This is a genomic window from Rhizobium sp. IY2, assembly GCF_047532935.1.
Classification (GTDB): Bacteria; Pseudomonadota; Alphaproteobacteria; order Rhizobiales; family Rhizobiaceae; genus Rhizobium; species Rhizobium anhuiense.
Genome location: NZ_JBLKNU010000001.1, coordinates 933,813 through 952,387, shown reverse-complemented (window position 1 = coordinate 952,387; position 18,575 = coordinate 933,813). Strand labels below are relative to the sequence as shown.

The following is an 18,575-nucleotide window of genomic DNA, read 5'->3' as shown; positions in this document are numbered from 1 at the left end:
TGTAGGGACTGAGACGTCGGCAACCAGTCGCAGTGCGCCTCAATGTTCTCCGTTCAGGGCGCCAAGTGACGATAGACCAGATCCTTAGGGTCATCCCGGGGTGCTGTGAGATCGAGGCGCGCGCCCAGCCGCTCCGCAACGGCAGCGGAAGCAGCATTGCCGGGAGCGATATAACTGACGAGCGACAGTAGCTTGAGTGCCGCAAAGGCCCAGTCGCGCAGCGCCGAGGCTGCTTCGGTGGCATAGCCCTTGCCCTCATATTCCTCATAGACGAACCAGCCGAGTTCCTTCTCGGGAAAGAGCGGTCCGTGATTGATCCCCACCTGACCGATGCATTCGCCGGTTTCGCCAAGCTCGATCATCAGCGCTCCATGCCCGAAAAGCTGCCACAGGGCGACGTCGTGACAGAACATCCCCCAGGCCGCCCGCAGACCGAACGGCCCGCCCATTCCAACCGATCGCGGCGACGCCATCAGCTGCGCATAGGCGGCGAAATCGTCGATCTCGGGCATGCGGAGCCTAAGACGCTCGGTTCGAATAGTCAGCGCGCCCGTTTCGGACATGTCGTCGCCTTCTCTGTCAGATTGGCTTTGGAGCTTTGGCCGTTGAACGGACTATTCTAGCCTTCAAATGCCGGGGCGAATTGCAACGTACCGCCTGGCGGGGATCCGCGAAAAACAATTCGCTGCACGAGCCGCGTATCGAGGTCGAGATATTTCAGTTGCCCATCGCTGCTGAAACCGACACGGCTATAGATGTCGGGATTGCCGATCAACGCGCATCCGCTGGCACCCATCGCGTTCAGCAGTTCGAGCCCCTTGGTAATCAGCGCCATGCCGATGCCCTGCCGTTGCCGCTCCGGCTTCACCGATATCGGCCCGAGACCGAACCAACCGCCATGCGCGCCGTCAATCGTCACCGGTGAAAAGGCGACATGCCCTAGAATCTCGCCACCCTCTTCGACGACCAACGATATCGTCAGATCGCCCGCCGCGCGAAGTCTCCGGATGATCTCTGCTTCCGTACCGTTGCTGTATGGCATCGGCTTGAATGCGGTCGAGGTCAGATCGTGGATCGCGTCGAAATCATCAGGCGCTTCGTATCGGATCAGCATCTCTGTCATTTTCCCCCAGCGCTATTCAAGGTTGGCATCGATTAAACACCACTCCGCGAGATCGATGGCATTATTCTTCGTAGAGGCGCAACTCCTGCCCTGGGTCGACATGGCGGCCTTCGTTAGTGGCGAAAGTATCCATTCCTTCATGACAAAAACCGCGCTGAGTTGCGCCGAGGTCGGCGGCAGGTGTGGTACCGGACGCCAGCATTGAAGTCTCGGAGAAGCCAAGACTGCGATGCCCCTGAGAAAAGTGGCTGCCGCCGAGACCTGTGCGACGGCAGCCGAGGTGCCCCGGGAGGAGGCTGGGAGTTCGAAATCTCGTCTTCAACATTCGCATGTTATGGTTTCAAGTCGGATCGCCGTCGGTATGGCACTGAGGCCGAGGGGTTCCTCCTCGAATTCCGTTGTCACGTCGGCGGGTTGTGGAATTGCAGCACGCCTACTCTTTCCGGTGCTGCTAGCTGTACACGAGAGCCGAAAGCCTCAATAGCGGATGACTCTCATTTGCTGCACCGCGCTTGCTGCGACGTCGAATGGACGAACACTTTAACATGGAGCTTTGAAACGCCGGTCGCGAGATTCGCGTAAACCGTGAAAATTCATGAGGGCGTTCCCTACGGATGAATTCTCACGATCTCTCGAAACGCAGTCGGCCGTGCGTCTTCTTATATCACCCTGTTGATGGCTCAAGCCACCACGATACCCTGCTCGGCGCGGACGCGTGCATTGCCAATCGTCTCAGCCAGCATCTTCTCGTCGAGCTGGCCTTCCCACTTTGCGACCACGACGGTGGCAAGCGCATTACCGATCAGATTAACAAAAGTCAGTCCCTCGGCGAGGATGCGGTGAATTCCGAGGATCAGCGCGATGCTGGCGACCGGGATGGTTCCGGTGGTATTCAGGGTTGCCGCCAGCACAACGAACGCCGCTCCGGCGATGCCCGCCGCTCCCTTCGAGGTGAGCAGCAGCACCGCGATCAGGCCGAGTTCATGCCAGAAGGTCAGATGTGTGTTCGTCGCCTGTGCCAGGAAGACCGCAACGGTGGTCAGATAGAGGCATGTGCCGTCGAGATTGAACGAATAGCCGGCCGGGATGACGAAGCCCACCACGCTTTCCTCACAGCCGGCCTTGCGCATCTTCTGGATGAGGCGCGGCAGCACCGTTTCAGTCGACGTGGTCGCAGCGACGATCACGATTTCATCCCAGAGATAGCCTAGCAGCCGCCACAGACTGACACCGCACCAATGGGCGACGCTGCCGAGGACGATTGTTGTGAACAATGCGCAGACGACGAAGAACTCGATGATCAACTCGCCCAGCGACCAGAGCGAGGCGGTGCCGAACTGACCGACGGTAAAGGCAATTGCGCCGAAGGCGCCGAGCGGCGCGAAGTACATGATATAGCCAATGATCTTGAAGAACCCTTGCGAGGCGCTTTCGATCACCTGGAACACTGGGCGTCCGCGCTCTCCGATGGCGGCGACGGCGATACCGAACAGGACAGAGATAAAGAGCACCTGCAAAACGTGTCCTTCCGTCAGTGCACTGGCGAAGGTGTCCGGGATGATGTCGAGGAAATAGCCGGAAATGGACTGGTCGTGCGCAGTCGCAAGATAGGTCTTGATCGATGCGGTATCGATTGCGGCAGCGTCGATGTTCATGCCCTCGCCCGGACGCCACAGATCGACTGCGATCAGTCCGAAGATCAGCGCCAAGATCGTGATCGCCTCGAAATAGATGAGGGATTTCAGCGCGACACGCCCGACGCTCTTCATGTCGTTCATGCCGGCGATACCATGCACAACGGTGACGAAGATGATCGGCCCGATCATCATGCGGATCATTTTGATGAAGGCATCGCCGAACGGTTTCATTGCCACCGCTGCGGCGGGTGCGAAGTGTCCAAGCAGAATGCCGATCAAGGTTCCTGCCAGCACCTGAAACCATAGCTGGCCCAAGATGCCGAACCGACTTGCTGGTCTTTTCGTCTCTCCTGAATACGTCATCGTCTTGGTCACTCCCATATACGTCATGTCCATTCCCTCCCAAAAAACGTCACGCTTCCAATGACCTGTTGCCCGGCTGCTCAGCCAAACAAAGTGCCGTCGAACAGTTTCCGGGCAGTACGCAGCATGCCCGCTCCTTTGATCACGCCCTGACAGTTCATCTCGATGACGCAGCCGGTCATGCCGCTCGGATGCTCGACTTCGAGCATCTTGGATTCTCCGTCGGGGATCGCGGCCAACACCTGTGCCGGCGAGCCGTTTATAAGGCAGGCAGTGGCGACGCTGACCGCGCCAAGCACGCCGATGGACGCATGGCAGCGATGCGGAATGAAGGAGCGGACACTGATCGCTCCACCGGTCCTCGGGGCGGAGAGCAGCATCATCTTGGGGACTGATTGTTCGGCGACATCGCCGAGGTTCATCAACGGCCCGGCCTTGAGACGGATCGCCTCGATCCGCGCTTTCAGTTCGGCATTGGCATCAAGCGTCGCCCGATCCTCATAGCCGGTGATCCCGACATCGCTGGCCCGCAAGATCACACAGGGCATGCCGTTGTCGATCAGTGTCGTCTCGACACCTTCGATCACGTCCACCGGGTTGCCCGTGGGAAGCAGAGCGCCGCAGCTCGACCCGGCGATGTCTGCAAAGGCGAGCGGGATTGGAGCCGCCGTTCCCGGAACACCGTCGATCCGCGTGTCGCCCTCGTAGGTAACCTCACCGCCCGGCGTCGACACCGTCGCGATGGCCATCTTGCCGGTATTGACCATGAAGATCGCGACCGGGGTCTCGCCGTTCTTCGCCGCGACCAGCCCGCGCTCGATCGCAAACGGACCGACGCCGGCCAGCATGTTGCCGCAGTTCTGCGCATCGCTGACGATTGCCTGATCGACGAAGACCTGCAGAAACAGATAATCGACGTCCACGCCCTCCCGTGAGGAGCGGGAGACCACAGCGACCTTGGAAGCCAGCGGATCGGCTCCGCCCATGCCGTCGATCTGGCGTGGATCGGGAGAGCCGAAGGCACGCAGCAAGAAGGTATCCCGCTTGGCGATGTCGGCGGGAAGGTCATCGGCAAGGAAGAAACCGCCCTTTGACGTTCCGCCCCGCATCCACATGGCGCGCACGGCTTTAGACATAACGCAGCCCCTTGTCCGTCAGGCGCTCGCGCATGGCGTAAATATCAAGACCGAGTTCACCCTTTGCCAGCCGTTCGCGCTTCTCGGCTTCCTTGGCTTCGCGCGCCTGCGACTGTTCGAGGACGTCTGCGGCATCCGCGCGGCGGACGACGCAGACGCCGTCATCGTCGGCAATAATGACATCGCCAGCCTGGACCAATTCTCCAGCACAGACAATCGGCACGTTGACAGATCCGAGTGTCTCCTTGACGGTTCCCTGTGCAGAGATTGCCTTTGACCAGACCGGGAATCCCATGGCGGTGAGATCGCGCACGTCGCGCACGCCGGCATCAATGATTAGGCCGCGGCACCCTCGGGCCATCGCCGATGTGGCGAGCAGATCACCGAAATAACCGTCCTCGCAGAGTGAGGTAGGGGCGACCACCAGGATATCGCCATCTTTCAATTGTTCAATGGCAACGTGCATCATCCAATTGTCTCCGGGCGGCACGGAGACGGTGACCGCGGAACCGGCGATACGGGCACCGGCGTAGATCGGCCGCAAGCGGCTGCCTAGCAATCCAATGCGTCCTTGCGCCTCGTGGACCGTGGCAACACCGGCCTTTGCCAAGCCGTCAATGACGGCGGTATCGGCGCGATCGATTTGCGTGATAACTGCGGGCATGTTTGATCCTCAATCCATATTCTATTGCATCTATGGAAGGGGAATTTTGGCCGGCAAAGCAAACTGGATTTGCGCACGCCCCATAAGCTATGCTGAAGTGTGGCCATGATTATGCACAGAGAACTCAACCTGCGGCACCTCGAAGCCGTTGCCGTTGCCGGACGACTGGGAAGCATCAGCAGCGCGTCCCAGGTTATGAACCTGTCGCAACCGGCGCTAACCCAGGCCGTCGCCAAAGTGGAGGCCCAACTTGGCCATCTGCTGTTCGACCGCCAACCAAGCGGTGTGATTGCCACCGAGGCGGGGCGATTGATAACAGCCCGCATTGAACGCGCGCTTGCCTACGTGGCGCGCGGCGGGCAAAGCGTGCGACGCGGCGCCCGCTTGCCGCCGCTACCCCATATCGAACGGCGCATCACCTTTGGACAGTTGCGGGCGCTGATCGCGGTCGACAAGGCGGGCAGTTTTGCACTTGCCTCCAAACGAACAGGCCTCTCGGAACCCGCTTTGCACCGGGCGAGCCGCGATCTGGAGCAGTTGCTGGGCGTGCCGCTTCTCACCCGCCAGGGACGTACCGTTCAGCCGACCCCGGCGGCCGTTCTGTTGCTGCGTTTCGCGCACTTGGCACAATCGGAGCTGAATTCCGGCTTCGACGAACTGGATGCACTTCGGTCAGAAGGCGCCGGACGTGTCACCGTCGGCACCATGCCACTGGCGCGTGCAATCCTGCTGCCACAGACATTGGCCCGATTTGCCCGCACCTATCCGGTGGCATCGGTCAACGTCATCGAAGGCCCCTATACGGAATTGCTGGCGAGACTGCGTGAAGGCGAGATGGATCTCCTAATCGGGGCAATGCGCGACCCACCGCCGGTAAAGGATATCGCTCAGGAGCCCTTGTTCATCGATGACCCGGTGATCGTCGGTCGTGCGGGCCATCCCCTGCTGACGGAGCCGGGATTTCCCTTCTCACGGCTATTGGATTTTCCGTGGGTCATTGCCACGACGGGCGCCCCGGTGCGCCATAGGTGGGAAGAAATGTTCACGGATCAGGGGCTGGAGCCGCCCCGGCTGCGGATCGAATGCGGTTCTGTTCTGGTGGTCCGCGGACTGATGCTGGAGGACGACTGGCTGACGCTGATGTCGCGCGACCAGTTCCTGTTCGAGCGACGGGCTGGGCTGCTCCACGAGATCGCTGGCACAGGGCCGTCATTGCGTCGCCAAATCGGCCTTACGACACGCGATGACTGGCGCCCGACGCAGCTTCAGACGGCTTTCATGGACACTTTCCGCGCCGTGTGTGCGGACTGGACTTCAGGAAAAGCAATGGAGCGTCAACCGTTCCGATATGCCTGATCGGCCTATTGTCCATTAGAACGGGGGCATGAACAAACACCAGACAGTCGCATTCATCGGTTTCGGCGAGGCCGCACAGGCCTTCTGCGAAGGTTGGGGCGACACACCATCTTTTGGCTTGCGCGCTTACGACATCAAGACGGATGACGTGTCTTCCGCTGACCCCAAGCGCGAGGATTACCGCCGCTTCGGTGTGGTGGGTTGCGAAGCAACCAGCGACGCCGTTGACGGAGCGGATGCGGTCATCAGCGTTGTGACCGCCGATCAGGCGCTTGCTGCCGCAAGGGACGTGGCAAGGTGGATTTCGCCCGGCACGTTCTTCTTTGATTGCAACAGCGTCGCACCGGCCACCAAGCAGGCTGCAGCAGATGTAATTTCGACGGCCGGTGGACGCTATGTGGATGTCGCGGTCATGGCACCTGTCCGCCCGGCATTGCTCGCCGTCCCCTTGCTGCTATCCGGTCCGTTTGCCGAAGAGGGCGAGAGGTTGCTCGCAGCGCTCGGCTTTAAGGGGCGGGTTATCGATGGTGGGGTCGGCGTAGCGAGCGCAATCAAGATGATCCGCTCCATCATGATCAAGGGGATCGAGGCTCTGACCGCCGAGTGCCTGCTGTCGGCACGCGCAGCAGGCGTCGAAGAGGAGGTTCTCGCGTCACTCGATGCCAGCTTCCCCGGCTGGCCCTGGCGTACCCGCGCCGACTACAATCTCGACCGCATGCTTGTGCACGGACTTCGCCGCGCTGCCGAAATGCGCGAGTCCGCCGTCACAGCTGCCGATTTAGGCCTGGCGGGAACGATGGCGAGCGCCACCGCGGACTGGCAGCAACGGCTCGGCGCCCTTCATCTTTCCCCTCTGCCCGATGGCTTCACCGCCAAGGCCGACGCCATCCTTGCTGCCACAGGAACCTCGAAGCCATGATTATCGACTGCCACGGCCATTATACCACCGCTCCCGCGCCCCATGGCGAATGGCGAGCGCGCCAGGAGGCTGCCATCCAATCGGGAGGCGATATCGATCCTGCCTATCCGGACATTTCCGACGACGAGATCCGTGAGACGATCGAGGCGAACCAGTTGCGCCTGCTGCGTGAGCGCGGCGCCGATATGACCATCTTCTCGCCTCGCGCCTCGGCCATGGCGCCGCATATCGGCGGCGAGGCGGTGGCGAAGGTCTGGGCGCGCCGCTCGAATGACTTGATCAAACGCGTGGTCGATCTTTATCCAGAGAGCTTTGCCGGTGTCTGCCAGCTACCACAAACGCCGGGCATCTCGATTGCCACCGCCATCGACGAACTGGAGCGCTGCGTGAGCGAGCTCGGCTTCATCGGCTGCAATCTCAACCCCGATCCCTCCGGCGGCAAGTTCGATTCGCCGCCGCTGACGGACCGGGCCTGGTACCCCTTCTTCGAGAAGATGGTGGAACTCGATGTTCCGGCGATGATCCACGTTTCGGGCAGTTGCAATTGCGCGATGCACGCGACCGGTGCCTACTACATTGCCGCCGACACCATCGCCTTCATGCAATTCATCGAGGGCGACCTGTTCCGCGACTTTCCGACACTGCGTTTCATCATCCCGCATGGCGGCGGTGCAGTCCCCTATCACTGGGGTCGTTATCGCGGCCTCTCCGACATGCTGAAACGCCCTCCCCTCAGCGAGCATGTGATGAAGAACGTCTATTTCGATACCTGCGTCTACCACCAGCCCGGCATCGACCTGTTGTTTGAGGTGATCGACGTGGAGAATATCCTGTTCGGTTCGGAAATGGTCGGTGCCGTGCGCGGGATCGATCCGCAGACCGGCCACTATTTCGACGACACCAAGCGCTATGTCGATGCGCTGCAGATTCCGGACGAAGACAAGCGAAAAGTCTTCGAGCTCAACGCCCGCCGCGTCTATCCGCGTCTCGATGCACAGCTCAACGCAAGGGGGCTGTAATGGCCGATTTCCGGATGGATGCCGACTGGCTCTGCTACGATCCCGCGCCCAGCAAGCCGACCTATGCACCGCCTCCGGGCGCTGTGGACGCCCATTGCCACGTCTTCGGCCCCGGTGATGTCTTTCCCTATGCATCCGAGCGGAAATACACGCCGTGCGATGTCGGCAAGGAGCAATTGTTCGCGCTGCGCGACTTTCTCGGCTTCCAACGCAATGTCATCGTCCAGGCGACCTGTCACGGCGCTGACAACCGCGCACTGGTCGATGCGCTGCGGGCGGCCGGCGATCGTGCCCGCGGCATCGCGACAGTGCGCGATACGGTGACGGACGAGGAACTCACGGACCTGCATGACGCCGGCGTGCGCGGCGTCCGCTTCAACTTCGTGCGCCGCCTCGTCGATCCCAAGCCCGACGCCTATTACCGCACGATCATCGAGCGCATCGCGCCGCTCGGCTGGCAGGTGGTGATCTACTTCGAAGCGGCCGATCTGGAGGAGCGTTGGGATTTCTTCACCTCGCTGCCGACAACCGTGGTGGTAGATCATATGGGCCGGCCCGACGTTGCGAAACCGGTCGACGGTCCGGAGTTCGGTAGGTTTATCCGGCTCATGACCGAGCACGAGAATGTGGTCAGCAAGGTGAGTTGCCCGGAACGGCTATCGCGATCGGGTCCGCCGAACTACGACGATGTCATCCCCTTCGCGCGCACACTGGTCGAGCGCTTCCCCGATCGCGTTCTGTGGGGCACCGACTGGCCGCACCCCAACATGACGAACCATATGCCTGACGACGGAGCACTGGTGAACATCATTCCACGCATCGCGCCGACCGAAGAGCTTCGGCAAAAGCTGCTCGTGGACAATCCGATGCGGCTCTACTGGCGATAGCCGGACATCGTGGATCGCTGGGCGACGCATCTCGAACACGAGGAAAACATCAATCCAGACGCACTGGGCATTCATGCCTTGGCTGTGCGTGCTCGCCTTGCATGACTGACATCAATCTAGGGGAGGAGACTATGAACATACAACACCAACGGAATATGCTATCGCGGCGGATGCCAACATTGATGAAATCACTGATCCCCGCGTGCCTTCTGACACTTGCGATGACAGGGGCCGCCGCGGCGCAGGAGGACGACTATCCGACCCGCGAGATCAGTCTCGTCATTCCCTTCGGTCCCGGCGGAATTGCCGACATTACCGCGCGCATCGTCGGCGATTCGCTTGGCAAAAAGCTCGGGAAACAGATCGTTATCATGAACCAGCCAGGTGCCGGCGGATCAGTCGCCGCTCGGGTTGCGCTGAATGGTGAACCCGACGGATATACGCTGGCATTGCTTTCAAACGGCACCGCAATCAGTGTCCCGCTGTTCAAGAACCTGCAGTTCGACCCCGTCGCCGATTTCGTGCCGGTATCCAGCCTGGCTTACTTCGACTTTGTATTCGTCACCAAGGCAGATAGTAAATTCAAATCCCTCAAGGATATTCTCGAAGCTGCCCGCGCCAATCCAGCCGCGCTCAACGTCGGGACGATCAATGTGGGGAGCAGCCAGAACCTTGCGGCCGAACTCTTCAAGTCGACCGCCGGAGTCGATTTTACCATCGTCCCCTATAAGGGTACGCCGGATCTTCAGGTTGCCCTGCTCGGTGGGGAACTCGACATGATCATCGACAGCCAGACCGCGCTGAAGGCTGCCCTCCAGCAAAACCAGGCGGTTGCGATTGCATCCTCTGGCCCTACCCGCTCGATCCTCCTGCCGGATGTGGCGACGGCCGAGGAAGAAGGTGTGAAGGGGTTCGACGTCACGTCCTGGAACGGCATTTTCGCGCCCGCTGGCACGCCGCAGGCCGTAGTGGACAAGCTCAACGCAACGCTCGTCGAGGTGCTTGCCGATCCCGACGTGAAGAAGCGGTTTGCCGAGCTCGGCGTCGAAGCCCGTTCCAGCACGCCACAGGAGATCGGAGATCGTCTAAAAGCGGATATCGAGAAGTGGTCAAAAGTCATCGAGGATTCGGGCATCGTGCGGCAATAGGCGGCAACACAGCGACACCGATGTTCGGCCTATTTTCCAATGCCTTAGAACAGGGATGAACCGGCCATCCGGCCAAACTGGTTTGACGTCCGCCGAGGGCCTCACCTTTCCGAGTTGAGATTCGACCAGGACGCCGGATGCTCCATTCGCCTTCCATTTTGCATCCTTCTCCCTTCTCTGAGGGGGGAAGCTTTCGGAACGGCCCGCGATAACAAGTATCGGCGGCGATCGAATGTATCCCGTTCCTATTATCAGGGAAGCGGAGAATATTGATCGCACCGCCTTCAATTTTCGGAGCTATCATGAAATCCGTTTCCTTCGATTCCACGAACGCCACCTGCGGAGCGATCTTCGTCGCGCTCGGGGTATTCTTCGCCTATCAGTCCTTCAATCTTGACCTCGGCACGGCGTTCCGCATGGGTCCGGGCTATTTTCCGTTGGTCCTGGCGATCATCCTGACGCTCCTGGGGACCATTATCGTGATCCAGTCGGCACGGGTCGAGGGTGAGCCGATCGGGCCGATTGCCTGGCGAGGCCTGCTGTTCATCCTGCCGGCGCCGATCTTCTTCGGTCTCACCGTTCGTGGGCTCGGTTTCGTTGTGGCGTTATTCTTCGCCGCGTTGATCGCCTCCTTTGCCTCGCAGAAGATGCGCCCGCCCATGGCGGTGGCTCTGTCGTTCGGCATCACCGTCTTCTCCGTCGCCGTGTTCAGCTATGGACTCGGCCTGCCGTTCGAGCGCTTCGGCCCCTGGGTCCGGTTCTAGGAGGCGATGATGGATCTTTTCAGCAATCTCGCGCTCGGTTTTGCGACAGCCGGCACTCCGGAAAATCTGCTCTTCTGCCTGATCGGCGTGCTGCTCGGCACGTTGATCGGCGTGCTGCCCGGCATCGGCGCCACGGCGACGATCGCCATGCTCTTGCCGATCACCTTCCAGCTCGAGCCGGTCTCCTCGCTGATCATGCTCGCCGGCATCTATTACGGCGCGCAGTACGGCGGTTCGACGACGGCGATCCTCATCAACATGCCGGGCGAATCCTCGTCTGCGGTGACCGCAATCGACGGCTACCAGATGGCGCGCAAAGGCCGGGCCGGCGTAGCGCTCGCGATCGCAGCCCTGGGTTCGTTCTTTGCCGGCACGGTCTCGACCTTCCTCGTCGCAATCTTCGCACCGCCGCTGACCGCGATTGCCCTCCAGTTCGGCGCGGCGGAATATTTCTCGCTGATGATCGTCGGCCTCGTCTCCTCGATCGCGCTGGCGCACGGCTCGATCGTCAAGGCGCTGGCGATGGTGGCGCTCGGGCTGCTGCTCGGCCTCGTCGGCACCGACATCTATACCGGCACGCCGCGCTTCACACTCGGCATCCGCGAATATGCCGACGGGCTGAACTTCGTCGCTGTCGCCGTCGGTGTCTTCGGCGTGGCGGAAATCTTGCGCAATCTCGAGGGCGAGAAGACCCGCACGGTGCTGATGGCAAAGGTCAGCGGCCTGTTGCCTACACGACAGGACTTCAAGGAGATGATGTGGCCGGTCATTCGCGGCACCGGCATCGGCTCGGCGCTCGGCATCCTGCCGGGCGGCGGCGCAATCCTGGCGGCTTTCGCCTCCTATACCGTCGAGAAGCGCTTGTCGAAAACGCCAGAAGAATTCGGCCACGGTGCGATTGCCGGCGTCGCCGGTCCGGAATCGGCCAACAATGCCGGCGCGCAGACCTCGTTCATCCCGCTTTTGACGCTGGGTATCCCGGCCAATCCTGTGATGGCGTTGATGGTCGGCGCAATGATCATTCAGGGCATCGTTCCCGGTCCGAACGTCGCCGTGGAGCAGCCGGCACTGTTCTGGGGCATCATCGCCTCAATGTGGATCGGCAACTTAATGCTGGTGGTGCTCAACCTGCCCCTGATCGGGCTCTGGGTGAAACTACTCACCATCCCCTACTATGTGCTCTTCCCGATCATCATGGCCTTCTGCGCAATTGGGGTCTACAGCGTCAACTCCAATGTCTACGATCTCTACGCGGTCGCCTTCTTCGGCCTTGCCGGTTACGCGCTGGTCAAGCTGCGTTGCGAGCCGGCGCCGCTTCTGCTCGGATTCGTGCTCGGGCCGTTGCTGGAGGAAAACCTGCGACGGGCGATGATCTTGTCGCGCGGCGATCCGACGACCTTCGTCACCAGGCCGATCAGCGCCATCCTGCTGTTGCTCGCATTAGCCGTTCTCGTCGTCGTTTTCCTACCGAGCATCAAGGCGAAGCGCGAGGCAGTGTTCCAGGAAGAGGATTGAGAACACTGTCAACTCCCCCAGCGCTATTCAAGGTTGGCATCGATTAAGCACCACTCGGCGACATCGATGGCATCATTCTTCGTAAAGGCGCAGCTCCTGCCCACCGGACATGATCCTGAGGATATAGACGGTTTCACCCTCAACGGTGAAAGCAATGCTCAGGCTTCGTTCGAAGCCGACGATCCTCAGGCCATCCCGAATCTCGCTCCGAACCGTTCCTCGCTTTGGAAAGCTTTGAAAACTTTCCAGAAAGGCTTGAAGGCAATCGATATAGTTTTGAGCAGCAGCCTCTCTGGCGCGCGGCACAAGGTAAGTCAACAACGCATCGACACCTGTCGGGCGGCGACACTCAGCCGGACCGCGTATCTCATTCCTTGCTGTTGGCCGCAATGGATTTGATGCGTTTGCCGAAACCCTCGAAACCATCTTCGAGAGATACCGATCTTTCGGGATGCGTTTTGAGTTCATCATAAACAGGTGCGACCTCTTCGCGGAGCCAACGCTCGACCGCGGCATCACGCGCGGCAAGGGTTCGCAGCCCGTCGCGGATGACTTCACTTTCGGTGGCGTATTCTCCCGAGGCGACCTTAGCCTTGACCATTTCAGCCATTTCGATCGGCAAGGTGATGCTTAACGATTGAGTTGTCCGCATGGAATTACCTCCCGCTTTCAACCCTTATCCCACAGAGCACGATTAAATCCTACACTTTCCGAAAGTCCACCATTTGGCATCCTGCAAAATGGAGCAGCGCGACACACCTCACGAAAAAGCCCGGCGCGACGGCCGGGCTTCTTCTCGATCTCTTCTCGGCAGACCTTAGAAGGTTGCCGCACCACTGCCCCAGGGGCCGTGGTGGAAATCCTTGCCATCGAGGCGGTCGAAGCCGTGGGCGCCGAAGAAGTCGCGCTGGGCCTGGATGAGGTTTGCCGTTCCCCTGCCCTGGCGGTAAGCATCGAAATAGGTGAGTGCCGAGGTCAGCGCCGGCACCGGCAGGCCGGCGGAAATCGCAGCGGCAACGACGCGGCGAAGCGCCGGGATCGATTCCTTGACCATGTCCGAGAAGGCGGGCGTTACGATGAGGTTGGCGGCATCAGGCGCCTTGGTGAAGGCCGAGGTGATCTCGTCGAGGAACTGCGAGCGGATGATGCAGCCGGCGCGCCAAATACGGGCGATCGTCGGCATCGGCAGCGACCAGTTGAACTCGCGCGAGGCTTCCGCCATCACCGCGAAGCCCTGCGCATAGGCGCCGATCTTGGCGGCAAACAGCGCCAGTTCCAGATCCTTGTTGAGCTCGGGGCCGTAGGCGATCGGGAAGGATACGGCCTGCGTGCCGAAGATCTTTTCGGCGGCTTCGCGCTGCGATTTCATCGAGGAGAGACTGCGGGCGGCGACCGCGGCTTCGATCGCCGTTGCCGGAATGCCCATGTTCTGCGCCTCGATCGCCGACCACTTGCCGGTGCCCTTCTGGCCGGCCTTGTCGAGGATCATGTCGACCATCGGCCCGCCGGAGACGGGGTCGTTGGCGGCAAGCACCTTTTCGGAGATCTCGATCAGGTAGGAGTTCAGCCGGCCCTTGTTCCATTCGCCGAAGATGCCGGAAATATCGGAGGCGCTCTTGCCGAGGCCGTCGCGCAGGATGCCGTAGATTTCAGCGATCATCTGCATGTCGGCATATTCGATGCCGTTATGGATGGTCTTGACGAAATGGCCGGCGCCGTCATTGCCGAGCCAGGCGACGCAGGGCTCGTCATTGTAGCGGGCGGCGATCGAGGTCAGCACCTTCTCGACACGCTTCCAGGATTCCTCAGTGCCGCCGACCATGATCGACGGGCCGTGACGCGCACCTTCTTCACCGCCTGATACACCCATGCCGATGAAGGTGAGATCGGTATCCTTGAGGCGGTCGAAGCGGGCGACGGTGTCGCGGAAATTGGCGTTGCCGGCATCGATCATGATGTCGCCCTTGGAAAGATGCGGGCGCAGCGCTTCCATCTGCTGGTCGACGGCATCACCCGCCTTGATCATGATGATGATCGGGCGCGGCGGCCGGATCGCCTCGACGAATTCTTCGATGGTCTTGCAGGGAATGATCTGCTTCTTCAGATCGCCGGCGCTCTCGTAGAATTCGTCGGTTTTCTCCGGCGTGCGGTTGAAGACCGCGATTTTATTGCCTTTCTCCGCGATGTTGAGCGCCAGGTTGGAGCCCATGACCGCAAGGCCGATCAGTCCGATTTCTGCCTTTTCCACGACAAACCTCCGATGTGTCATTTGGACCGGTGTTGTGGCACTGTCTCAGCCAAACGGCAAGTCTCGCAAGGGTCTAATCGGTTCGCAAAAGCCAATGAAATGAAGCTTGCACTGCTGACTTGTCCGACAACCCCAGACGGCGGCCGGCCGATCGGCAAGCGACGAGTTTTCGCGCGGCCTGCCCGTAATGCCCTATCTCATGTTATCATCATTGCCTCGGGAGATATCGCATTGGCATCAGGAAGACGAAAAGATACGGCTCTCCTGGCGGCCCGCGCCGGCCGCTACCGCGAACATGCCTCGCCGCCGGCGCTGCGGCGCCATTTCAGCCGCCTCTGGTCGCATACGCTCCATGACGGACCGCCGGCAATGGTGGCAATCGTGCCGGACGGCTATTGCGACCTTCTCTGGATCGACGGCCGGCTGATTGTCGCCGGCCCCGACAGGACGGCAGCCTTTCCCATCATCCGGCCGGGCGCAACCGTCATCGGCGCACGTTTTGCACCGGGCGCCGCGGCACCCTGGCTGAGGACACCGCTCTCGGCCCTGGTCGGCTGCTCGGTGCCCCTGAGTGACATTGGCCGGGAGGACACGGCCGAATTCGAGGCGCGGCTTGGGGATTGTCCCAATCCCTCGGCCGCTATGGCGCTCTTCAGCCGCCTGCTCGAAGAAGCCGCACGCCATGAGGAAGAACCCGCCCGGGACGCCGCCGTGATCTTCGCCGCCGCCGACAGCGCTCGCCCGGCATCCGGCCTGCTCGACCGGCTCGGCATGAGCGAAAGGCAGCTGCGCCGTCGCTGCCACCATCATTTCGGCTATGGCGCAAAGACACTGGAACGGATCCGCCGGTTCCAGCGTTTCCTCGACCTCTGCCGCAGGTCGGGCACGATGCCGCTTGCCCGCCTGGCGTTCGAAGCGGGCTTTGCCGACCAGCCCCACATGACGCGCGAGGTCGGCGAGCTTTCGACTCTGACGCCTGCCGTCATTCTCGACCAGTTCAGCATGCGCAAAAGAGCTGACTGACCGTTTTGTTCAAGACGCTGCCGGCTGGTTTGTTATTCTGACGAAACCAAATGCCAAGGACCTGCAAGCCATGTCGACAATGCCCGCGAAAATCATCCACCTGTCGATCGAGCGCGACTGGCGCGACGTCTACGATTTTGCCGGCAAGCCGGAGAACATGCCGCTCTGGGCCTCCGGCCTTGCGACCGGTTTCGAGCCCGACGGCGCCGACTGGATCGCCCACGGTCCTCTCGGCACGGTCAAGGTGAGCTTCGTTCCCGCCAATGAATTCGGCGTGATCGACCATACTGTGACGATCGAATCCGGTCTCAGGGTCTATAATGCCCTGCGCATCGTGCCGAACGGCGATGGCTGCGAGGTCATGTTCACGATGCTGCGCCTGCCCGGCATGACCGACGCGCAGTTTTCCGCCGATGCCGCCCATGTCGAGAAGGATCTCGCCATGCTGAAAGCCCTGATGGAGAGATAGATGGCCGATAAAGCAGAAAACCACGACCGCCGTATCGATTATGTCGAATTCAACGTCGCCGACATCGCCGCCGCCAAAGCCTTTTACGGCTCGGCCTTCGGCTGGCGTTTCACCGACTACGGCCCGAACTACTGCGAATTCGACGATGGCCGGCTGAAGGGCGGCTTCACCGATTTCGGCCCCGTGCGGCCCGGCGGCCCGCTTGTTGTCGTCTATGCCAAGGACCTGGAAGAAGTGCTGACCTCAGTGGAAAGAGCCGGCGGCACGATCTGCCGGCCGATCACCGATTTTCCCGGCGGCCGCCGCTTCCACTTCCTCGACCGCGACGGTTACGAACTCGCCGTCTGGGCGACTGCCTGACGGTAACTTGATTGGTCAGGGCGCGCCTGAATCAGCCGGCCGGGGTCAGGCAGCCTGCCGCCGCCGATCGTGATCTTCCATGACGATCAGCGCACCGATGACAGTACCGCCCGCATCGCGCAGCGGCGACATGCGACAGCGCACCTGCCGCGATCCGACACTGCCGGCCGGGCGCTCATAGGTATAGTCGATCTGGTCCCCGGCAAAACAGGCGTCGAGCTTGTGCTTGGCGCATTCGGCAAACCGCTCCTCACCGATGAATTCGGAAAGGTGGCGGCCAATGAGTTCCATCGGCTTTCTGTTGAGATGGGCGCTGTTGGCGGGATTGGAATAGAGGTAGCGATAGTCCCTCGTCAGCACAGCCACGCGGTCCGGCAGGCTTTCGAGGATCACGGCATTGAGGAACTGGCCGTTGTCGGTATCCGGCACATAGGCCGCTGGCGGTTCGATGCGCACGTCCTGCGGCGAAGGCGTTCGCCAGTCCGGCCCATGCGCCCCGAAATAGCGGTCGAGCAGATAGGAAAGCACCGTCGTGTGTTCGGTGACACTGGCGCTGTCGTCGGCATCCTGGCTGATCAGATGGGTCACAAACTGCAGTTGCATGTAGACTTCGAGCAGGTTCACCGCCTTGTGGGCAAGGATCGCTTCGACCAGCGGCTCGACATGACGGTCGAGCGCCGTGACGCGCTGGTCGTCGCCCAAGCGGATGGCTTCCTCGATTTGCACGCAACGCAAGGAAAAGGCCCGAAAAAGCTCCAGCAAGACGCTCCAACTCCCATTGTCCCAAGAACGAGTCCGAAACCGGCTAAGGCTGCACCTCCCAAAAATGCGCCCTGCAGTAGACATTATTCGCGTCTTGGGGGTGACGGGTAACATGAAGTGCCCTCAGTTTCAATCCGAGGGCACCTGCCGCTTTTCACCGCTGATAATTGAGGGTGGACCTTTTTGCAGCACGATGCCGAAAGTGTAAGCGTTTTTTAGACCGGCCCACCTAAAATCAATCTGTCTTAAGGCGCGAGCGTCTGCTTGATCTGCCAGCGGTCGTGATACCAGAGCCACTGTTCCGGGTATTCCCGTACCCAGCTTTCCACCTTGTCGTTGAGCAGCTGGGCGGCTGCCGGCAGGTCGAGATTGCCCTTGGCGTCGCGCGGCATGTCCAGCCGCGGCTCGATCTCCAGCCGGTAGCGATTTCCCGGCAGCCGGATGCAGCGCGCCGGATAGACCTCGCAGTCGAACTGGCGCACCAGCTTCGGCAGCAGCGGATTGGTCTTGACCTCGCGCCCGAAGAAGGTGCCTTTCAGCCCCTTACGGAATTTCTGGTCGACGAGCACGCCGACCCCCTGGCCTGCTTCCAGCTGGCGGGCGAGCGCAAAGGAGGAACCGGCATGCGAAGGCACCAGCTTGCCCATGCGCGCACTCCTGAAGTCGAACACCTTCTTGGCGACATAGGGATTGTTCGGCGGCCGAAAAAGCACGGTCACGGTGAGCCCGAAGGCGGCCCCTGCCACCGGCAGCAGTTCGAAATTGGCGGTGTGGCCGGTAAAGACGATGAAGGGGCGTGGATTGTCACGCAGGTCGAGGAAGATCGGGACGCCAGACACCTCTACCCTGCCCGGCTCCGACTTTTCGGGATCGTAGTCGAACAGTTGGTCGAGGAAGACGTATTCGGCCGCCAGCCGGCCCATATTGCCCCAGCTGTCGAGCGCGATCACCTCGATCTCGGCCTCGCTCTTCTCGGGGAAGGCGTTGCGAAGATTGGTCAGCATCAGCCTGTGGCGGCGGGTGCGCCGGCCGAGGCGACGCATCATCCTGTCGGCGAAGCGGATCGCGCCATCGGCCGGAAACAGCTTCAGGAAATTCAGGAAGCCGAACATCACCTGCGCCACCAGCCATTGCTGGAAATTTCTGAGCGCCAGCACGATCCGGGTGATGAAGAGCTTCACG

The 18,575-nt window shown here is 61.0% G+C and carries 20 protein-coding genes; 10 read left to right on the top strand and 10 right to left on the bottom strand.

What is annotated here, in order from left to right; translation table 11 throughout:
• Positions 1–53: 53 nt before the first annotated feature.
• From ACMUVN_RS04660 to ACMUVN_RS04640, 5 genes are all read right to left on the bottom strand, one after another.
• Positions 54–563 (bottom strand): GNAT family N-acetyltransferase, encoded by a 510-nt coding sequence (locus ACMUVN_RS04660; protein WP_047610252.1) that lies wholly within the window; start codon positions 561–563, stop codon positions 54–56.
• 56 nt (positions 564–619) lie between these two features.
• Positions 620–1,114 carry a GNAT family N-acetyltransferase gene (locus ACMUVN_RS04655; RefSeq protein WP_063475060.1) on the bottom strand — a complete coding sequence of 165 codons (495 nt, stop codon included), beginning with the start codon at positions 1,112–1,114 and terminating at the stop codon, positions 620–622.
• A 689-nt stretch (positions 1,115–1,803) separates the two neighbouring features.
• Positions 1,804–3,123: a C4-dicarboxylate transporter DctA gene (gene dctA / locus ACMUVN_RS04650; RefSeq protein WP_063475206.1), complete on the bottom strand. Its 1,320-nt coding sequence runs from the start codon at positions 3,121–3,123 to the stop codon at positions 1,804–1,806.
• A gap of 80 nt (positions 3,124–3,203) precedes the next feature.
• The gene (locus tag ACMUVN_RS04645; RefSeq protein WP_414814897.1) at positions 3,204–4,259 is read right to left on the bottom strand and encodes a 4-oxalomesaconate tautomerase; all 1,056 of its coding nucleotides are present in this window, start codon (positions 4,257–4,259) and stop codon (positions 3,204–3,206) included.
• Positions 4,252–4,923, bottom strand: a complete 672-nt coding sequence (locus ACMUVN_RS04640; protein ID WP_132572031.1) for a 4-carboxy-4-hydroxy-2-oxoadipate aldolase/oxaloacetate decarboxylase — start codon at positions 4,921–4,923, stop codon at positions 4,252–4,254. Before ACMUVN_RS04640 ends, ACMUVN_RS04645 begins: the two co-directional genes overlap by 8 nt.
• Before the next feature lie 105 nt (positions 4,924–5,028).
• On the opposite strand from ACMUVN_RS04640, the gene ACMUVN_RS04635 reads away from it, so the two are divergent.
• The 7 genes from ACMUVN_RS04635 to ACMUVN_RS04605 all read left to right on the top strand — a co-directional run bounded on the left by ACMUVN_RS04635 (position 5,029) and on the right by ACMUVN_RS04605 (position 12,531).
• Complete coding sequence (locus ACMUVN_RS04635) at positions 5,029–6,279, top strand: LysR family transcriptional regulator (RefSeq protein WP_127430957.1); 1,251 nt, start codon at positions 5,029–5,031, stop codon at positions 6,277–6,279.
• A gap of 28 nt (positions 6,280–6,307) precedes the next feature.
• Positions 6,308–7,198, top strand: coding sequence for an NAD(P)-dependent oxidoreductase (locus tag ACMUVN_RS04630; RefSeq protein WP_183907886.1), 891 nt, complete (start codon positions 6,308–6,310; stop codon positions 7,196–7,198).
• Positions 7,195–8,217 carry an amidohydrolase family protein gene (locus tag ACMUVN_RS04625; protein ID WP_132572037.1) on the top strand — a complete coding sequence of 341 codons (1,023 nt, stop codon included), beginning with the start codon at positions 7,195–7,197 and terminating at the stop codon, positions 8,215–8,217. Before ACMUVN_RS04630 ends, ACMUVN_RS04625 begins: the two co-directional genes overlap by 4 nt.
• Positions 8,217–9,104, top strand: a complete 888-nt coding sequence (locus ACMUVN_RS04620) for an amidohydrolase family protein (protein WP_132572040.1) — start codon at positions 8,217–8,219, stop codon at positions 9,102–9,104. The genes ACMUVN_RS04625 and ACMUVN_RS04620 overlap by 1 nt, the downstream gene beginning before the upstream one ends.
• 155 nt (positions 9,105–9,259) lie before the next feature.
• Entirely contained in the window at positions 9,260–10,252 is a 993-nt protein-coding gene (locus ACMUVN_RS04615; RefSeq protein ID WP_373289111.1) for a Bug family tripartite tricarboxylate transporter substrate binding protein, read from the top strand.
• A gap of 302 nt (positions 10,253–10,554) precedes the next feature.
• Positions 10,555–11,016 carry a tripartite tricarboxylate transporter TctB family protein gene (locus ACMUVN_RS04610; RefSeq protein ID WP_063475067.1) on the top strand — a complete coding sequence of 154 codons (462 nt, stop codon included), beginning with the start codon at positions 10,555–10,557 and terminating at the stop codon, positions 11,014–11,016.
• Between the two features lie 9 nt (positions 11,017–11,025).
• Complete coding sequence (locus ACMUVN_RS04605; protein ID WP_063475068.1) at positions 11,026–12,531, top strand: tripartite tricarboxylate transporter permease; 1,506 nt, start codon at positions 11,026–11,028, stop codon at positions 12,529–12,531.
• Positions 12,532–12,603: 72 nt separating this feature from the next.
• Here ACMUVN_RS04605 and ACMUVN_RS04600 read toward each other — a convergent pair whose 3' ends face one another.
• The 3 genes from ACMUVN_RS04600 to gndA form a co-directional block, all read right to left on the bottom strand.
• Positions 12,604–12,957 carry a type II toxin-antitoxin system RelE/ParE family toxin gene (locus ACMUVN_RS04600; protein WP_414814896.1) on the bottom strand — a complete coding sequence of 118 codons (354 nt, stop codon included), beginning with the start codon at positions 12,955–12,957 and terminating at the stop codon, positions 12,604–12,606.
• Positions 12,899–13,183: a type II toxin-antitoxin system ParD family antitoxin gene (locus ACMUVN_RS04595; RefSeq protein ID WP_132573290.1), complete on the bottom strand. Its 285-nt coding sequence runs from the start codon at positions 13,181–13,183 to the stop codon at positions 12,899–12,901. The genes ACMUVN_RS04600 and ACMUVN_RS04595 overlap by 59 nt, the downstream gene beginning before the upstream one ends.
• Positions 13,184–13,348: 165 nt before the next feature.
• Positions 13,349–14,800, bottom strand: coding sequence for an NADP-dependent phosphogluconate dehydrogenase (gndA, locus tag ACMUVN_RS04590; protein WP_174824475.1), 1,452 nt, complete (start codon positions 14,798–14,800; stop codon positions 13,349–13,351).
• 210 nt (positions 14,801–15,010) lie between these two features.
• Here gndA and ACMUVN_RS04585 point away from each other — a divergent pair, with 210 nt between their 5' ends.
• From ACMUVN_RS04585 to ACMUVN_RS04575, 3 genes are all read left to right on the top strand, one after another.
• Positions 15,011–15,802 (top strand): helix-turn-helix domain-containing protein, encoded by a 792-nt coding sequence (locus ACMUVN_RS04585; RefSeq protein WP_047610261.1) that lies wholly within the window; start codon positions 15,011–15,013, stop codon positions 15,800–15,802.
• 70 nt (positions 15,803–15,872) lie between these two features.
• Positions 15,873–16,271 (top strand): polyketide cyclase, encoded by a 399-nt coding sequence (locus ACMUVN_RS04580; protein WP_047610263.1) that lies wholly within the window; start codon positions 15,873–15,875, stop codon positions 16,269–16,271.
• The gene (locus ACMUVN_RS04575; RefSeq protein ID WP_047610265.1) at positions 16,272–16,631 is read left to right on the top strand and encodes a VOC family protein; all 360 of its coding nucleotides are present in this window, start codon (positions 16,272–16,274) and stop codon (positions 16,629–16,631) included.
• Positions 16,632–16,676: 45 nt separating this feature from the next.
• On the opposite strand, the gene ACMUVN_RS04570 is transcribed toward ACMUVN_RS04575, so the two are convergent.
• A complete protein-coding gene (locus ACMUVN_RS04570; RefSeq protein WP_132572043.1) occupies positions 16,677–17,393 on the bottom strand; it encodes a PAS domain-containing protein in 717 nt (238 codons plus the stop codon).
• Between the two features lie 245 nt (positions 17,394–17,638).
• The gene (locus tag ACMUVN_RS04565; protein WP_047610269.1) at positions 17,639–18,574 is read right to left on the bottom strand and encodes a lipid A biosynthesis lauroyl acyltransferase; all 936 of its coding nucleotides are present in this window, start codon (positions 18,572–18,574) and stop codon (positions 17,639–17,641) included.
• Position 18,575 lies beyond the last annotated feature (1 nt).

Bases quoted from the DNA above. Each gene is read 5' to 3' on its own strand.
- ACMUVN_RS04660 (WP_047610252.1), bottom strand. From the start codon at position 563: ATGTCCGAAACGGGCGCGCTGACTATTCGAACCGAGCGTCTTAGGCTC.
- ACMUVN_RS04655 (WP_063475060.1), bottom strand. From the start codon at position 1,114: ATGCTGATCCGATACGAAGCGCCTGATGATTTCGACGCGATCCACGAT.
- dctA (WP_063475206.1), bottom strand. From the start codon at position 3,123: ATGACGTATTCAGGAGAGACGAAAAGACCAGCAAGTCGGTTCGGCATC.
- ACMUVN_RS04645 (WP_414814897.1), bottom strand. From the start codon at position 4,259: ATGTCTAAAGCCGTGCGCGCCATGTGGATGCGGGGCGGAACGTCAAAG.
- ACMUVN_RS04640 (WP_132572031.1), bottom strand. From the start codon at position 4,923: ATGCCCGCAGTTATCACGCAAATCGATCGCGCCGATACCGCCGTCATT.
- ACMUVN_RS04635 (WP_127430957.1), top strand. From the start codon at position 5,029: ATGATTATGCACAGAGAACTCAACCTGCGGCACCTCGAAGCCGTTGCC.
- ACMUVN_RS04630 (WP_183907886.1), top strand. From the start codon at position 6,308: ATGAACAAACACCAGACAGTCGCATTCATCGGTTTCGGCGAGGCCGCA.
- ACMUVN_RS04625 (WP_132572037.1), top strand. From the start codon at position 7,195: ATGATTATCGACTGCCACGGCCATTATACCACCGCTCCCGCGCCCCAT.
- ACMUVN_RS04620 (WP_132572040.1), top strand. From the start codon at position 8,217: ATGGCCGATTTCCGGATGGATGCCGACTGGCTCTGCTACGATCCCGCG.
- ACMUVN_RS04615 (WP_373289111.1), top strand. From the start codon at position 9,260: ATGCTATCGCGGCGGATGCCAACATTGATGAAATCACTGATCCCCGCG.
- ACMUVN_RS04610 (WP_063475067.1), top strand. From the start codon at position 10,555: ATGAAATCCGTTTCCTTCGATTCCACGAACGCCACCTGCGGAGCGATC.
- ACMUVN_RS04605 (WP_063475068.1), top strand. From the start codon at position 11,026: ATGGATCTTTTCAGCAATCTCGCGCTCGGTTTTGCGACAGCCGGCACT.
- ACMUVN_RS04600 (WP_414814896.1), bottom strand. From the start codon at position 12,957: ATGGTTTCGAGGGTTTCGGCAAACGCATCAAATCCATTGCGGCCAACA.
- ACMUVN_RS04595 (WP_132573290.1), bottom strand. From the start codon at position 13,183: ATGCGGACAACTCAATCGTTAAGCATCACCTTGCCGATCGAAATGGCT.
- gndA (WP_174824475.1), bottom strand. From the start codon at position 14,800: ATGACACATCGGAGGTTTGTCGTGGAAAAGGCAGAAATCGGACTGATC.
- ACMUVN_RS04580 (WP_047610263.1), top strand. From the start codon at position 15,873: ATGTCGACAATGCCCGCGAAAATCATCCACCTGTCGATCGAGCGCGAC.
- ACMUVN_RS04575 (WP_047610265.1), top strand. From the start codon at position 16,272: ATGGCCGATAAAGCAGAAAACCACGACCGCCGTATCGATTATGTCGAA.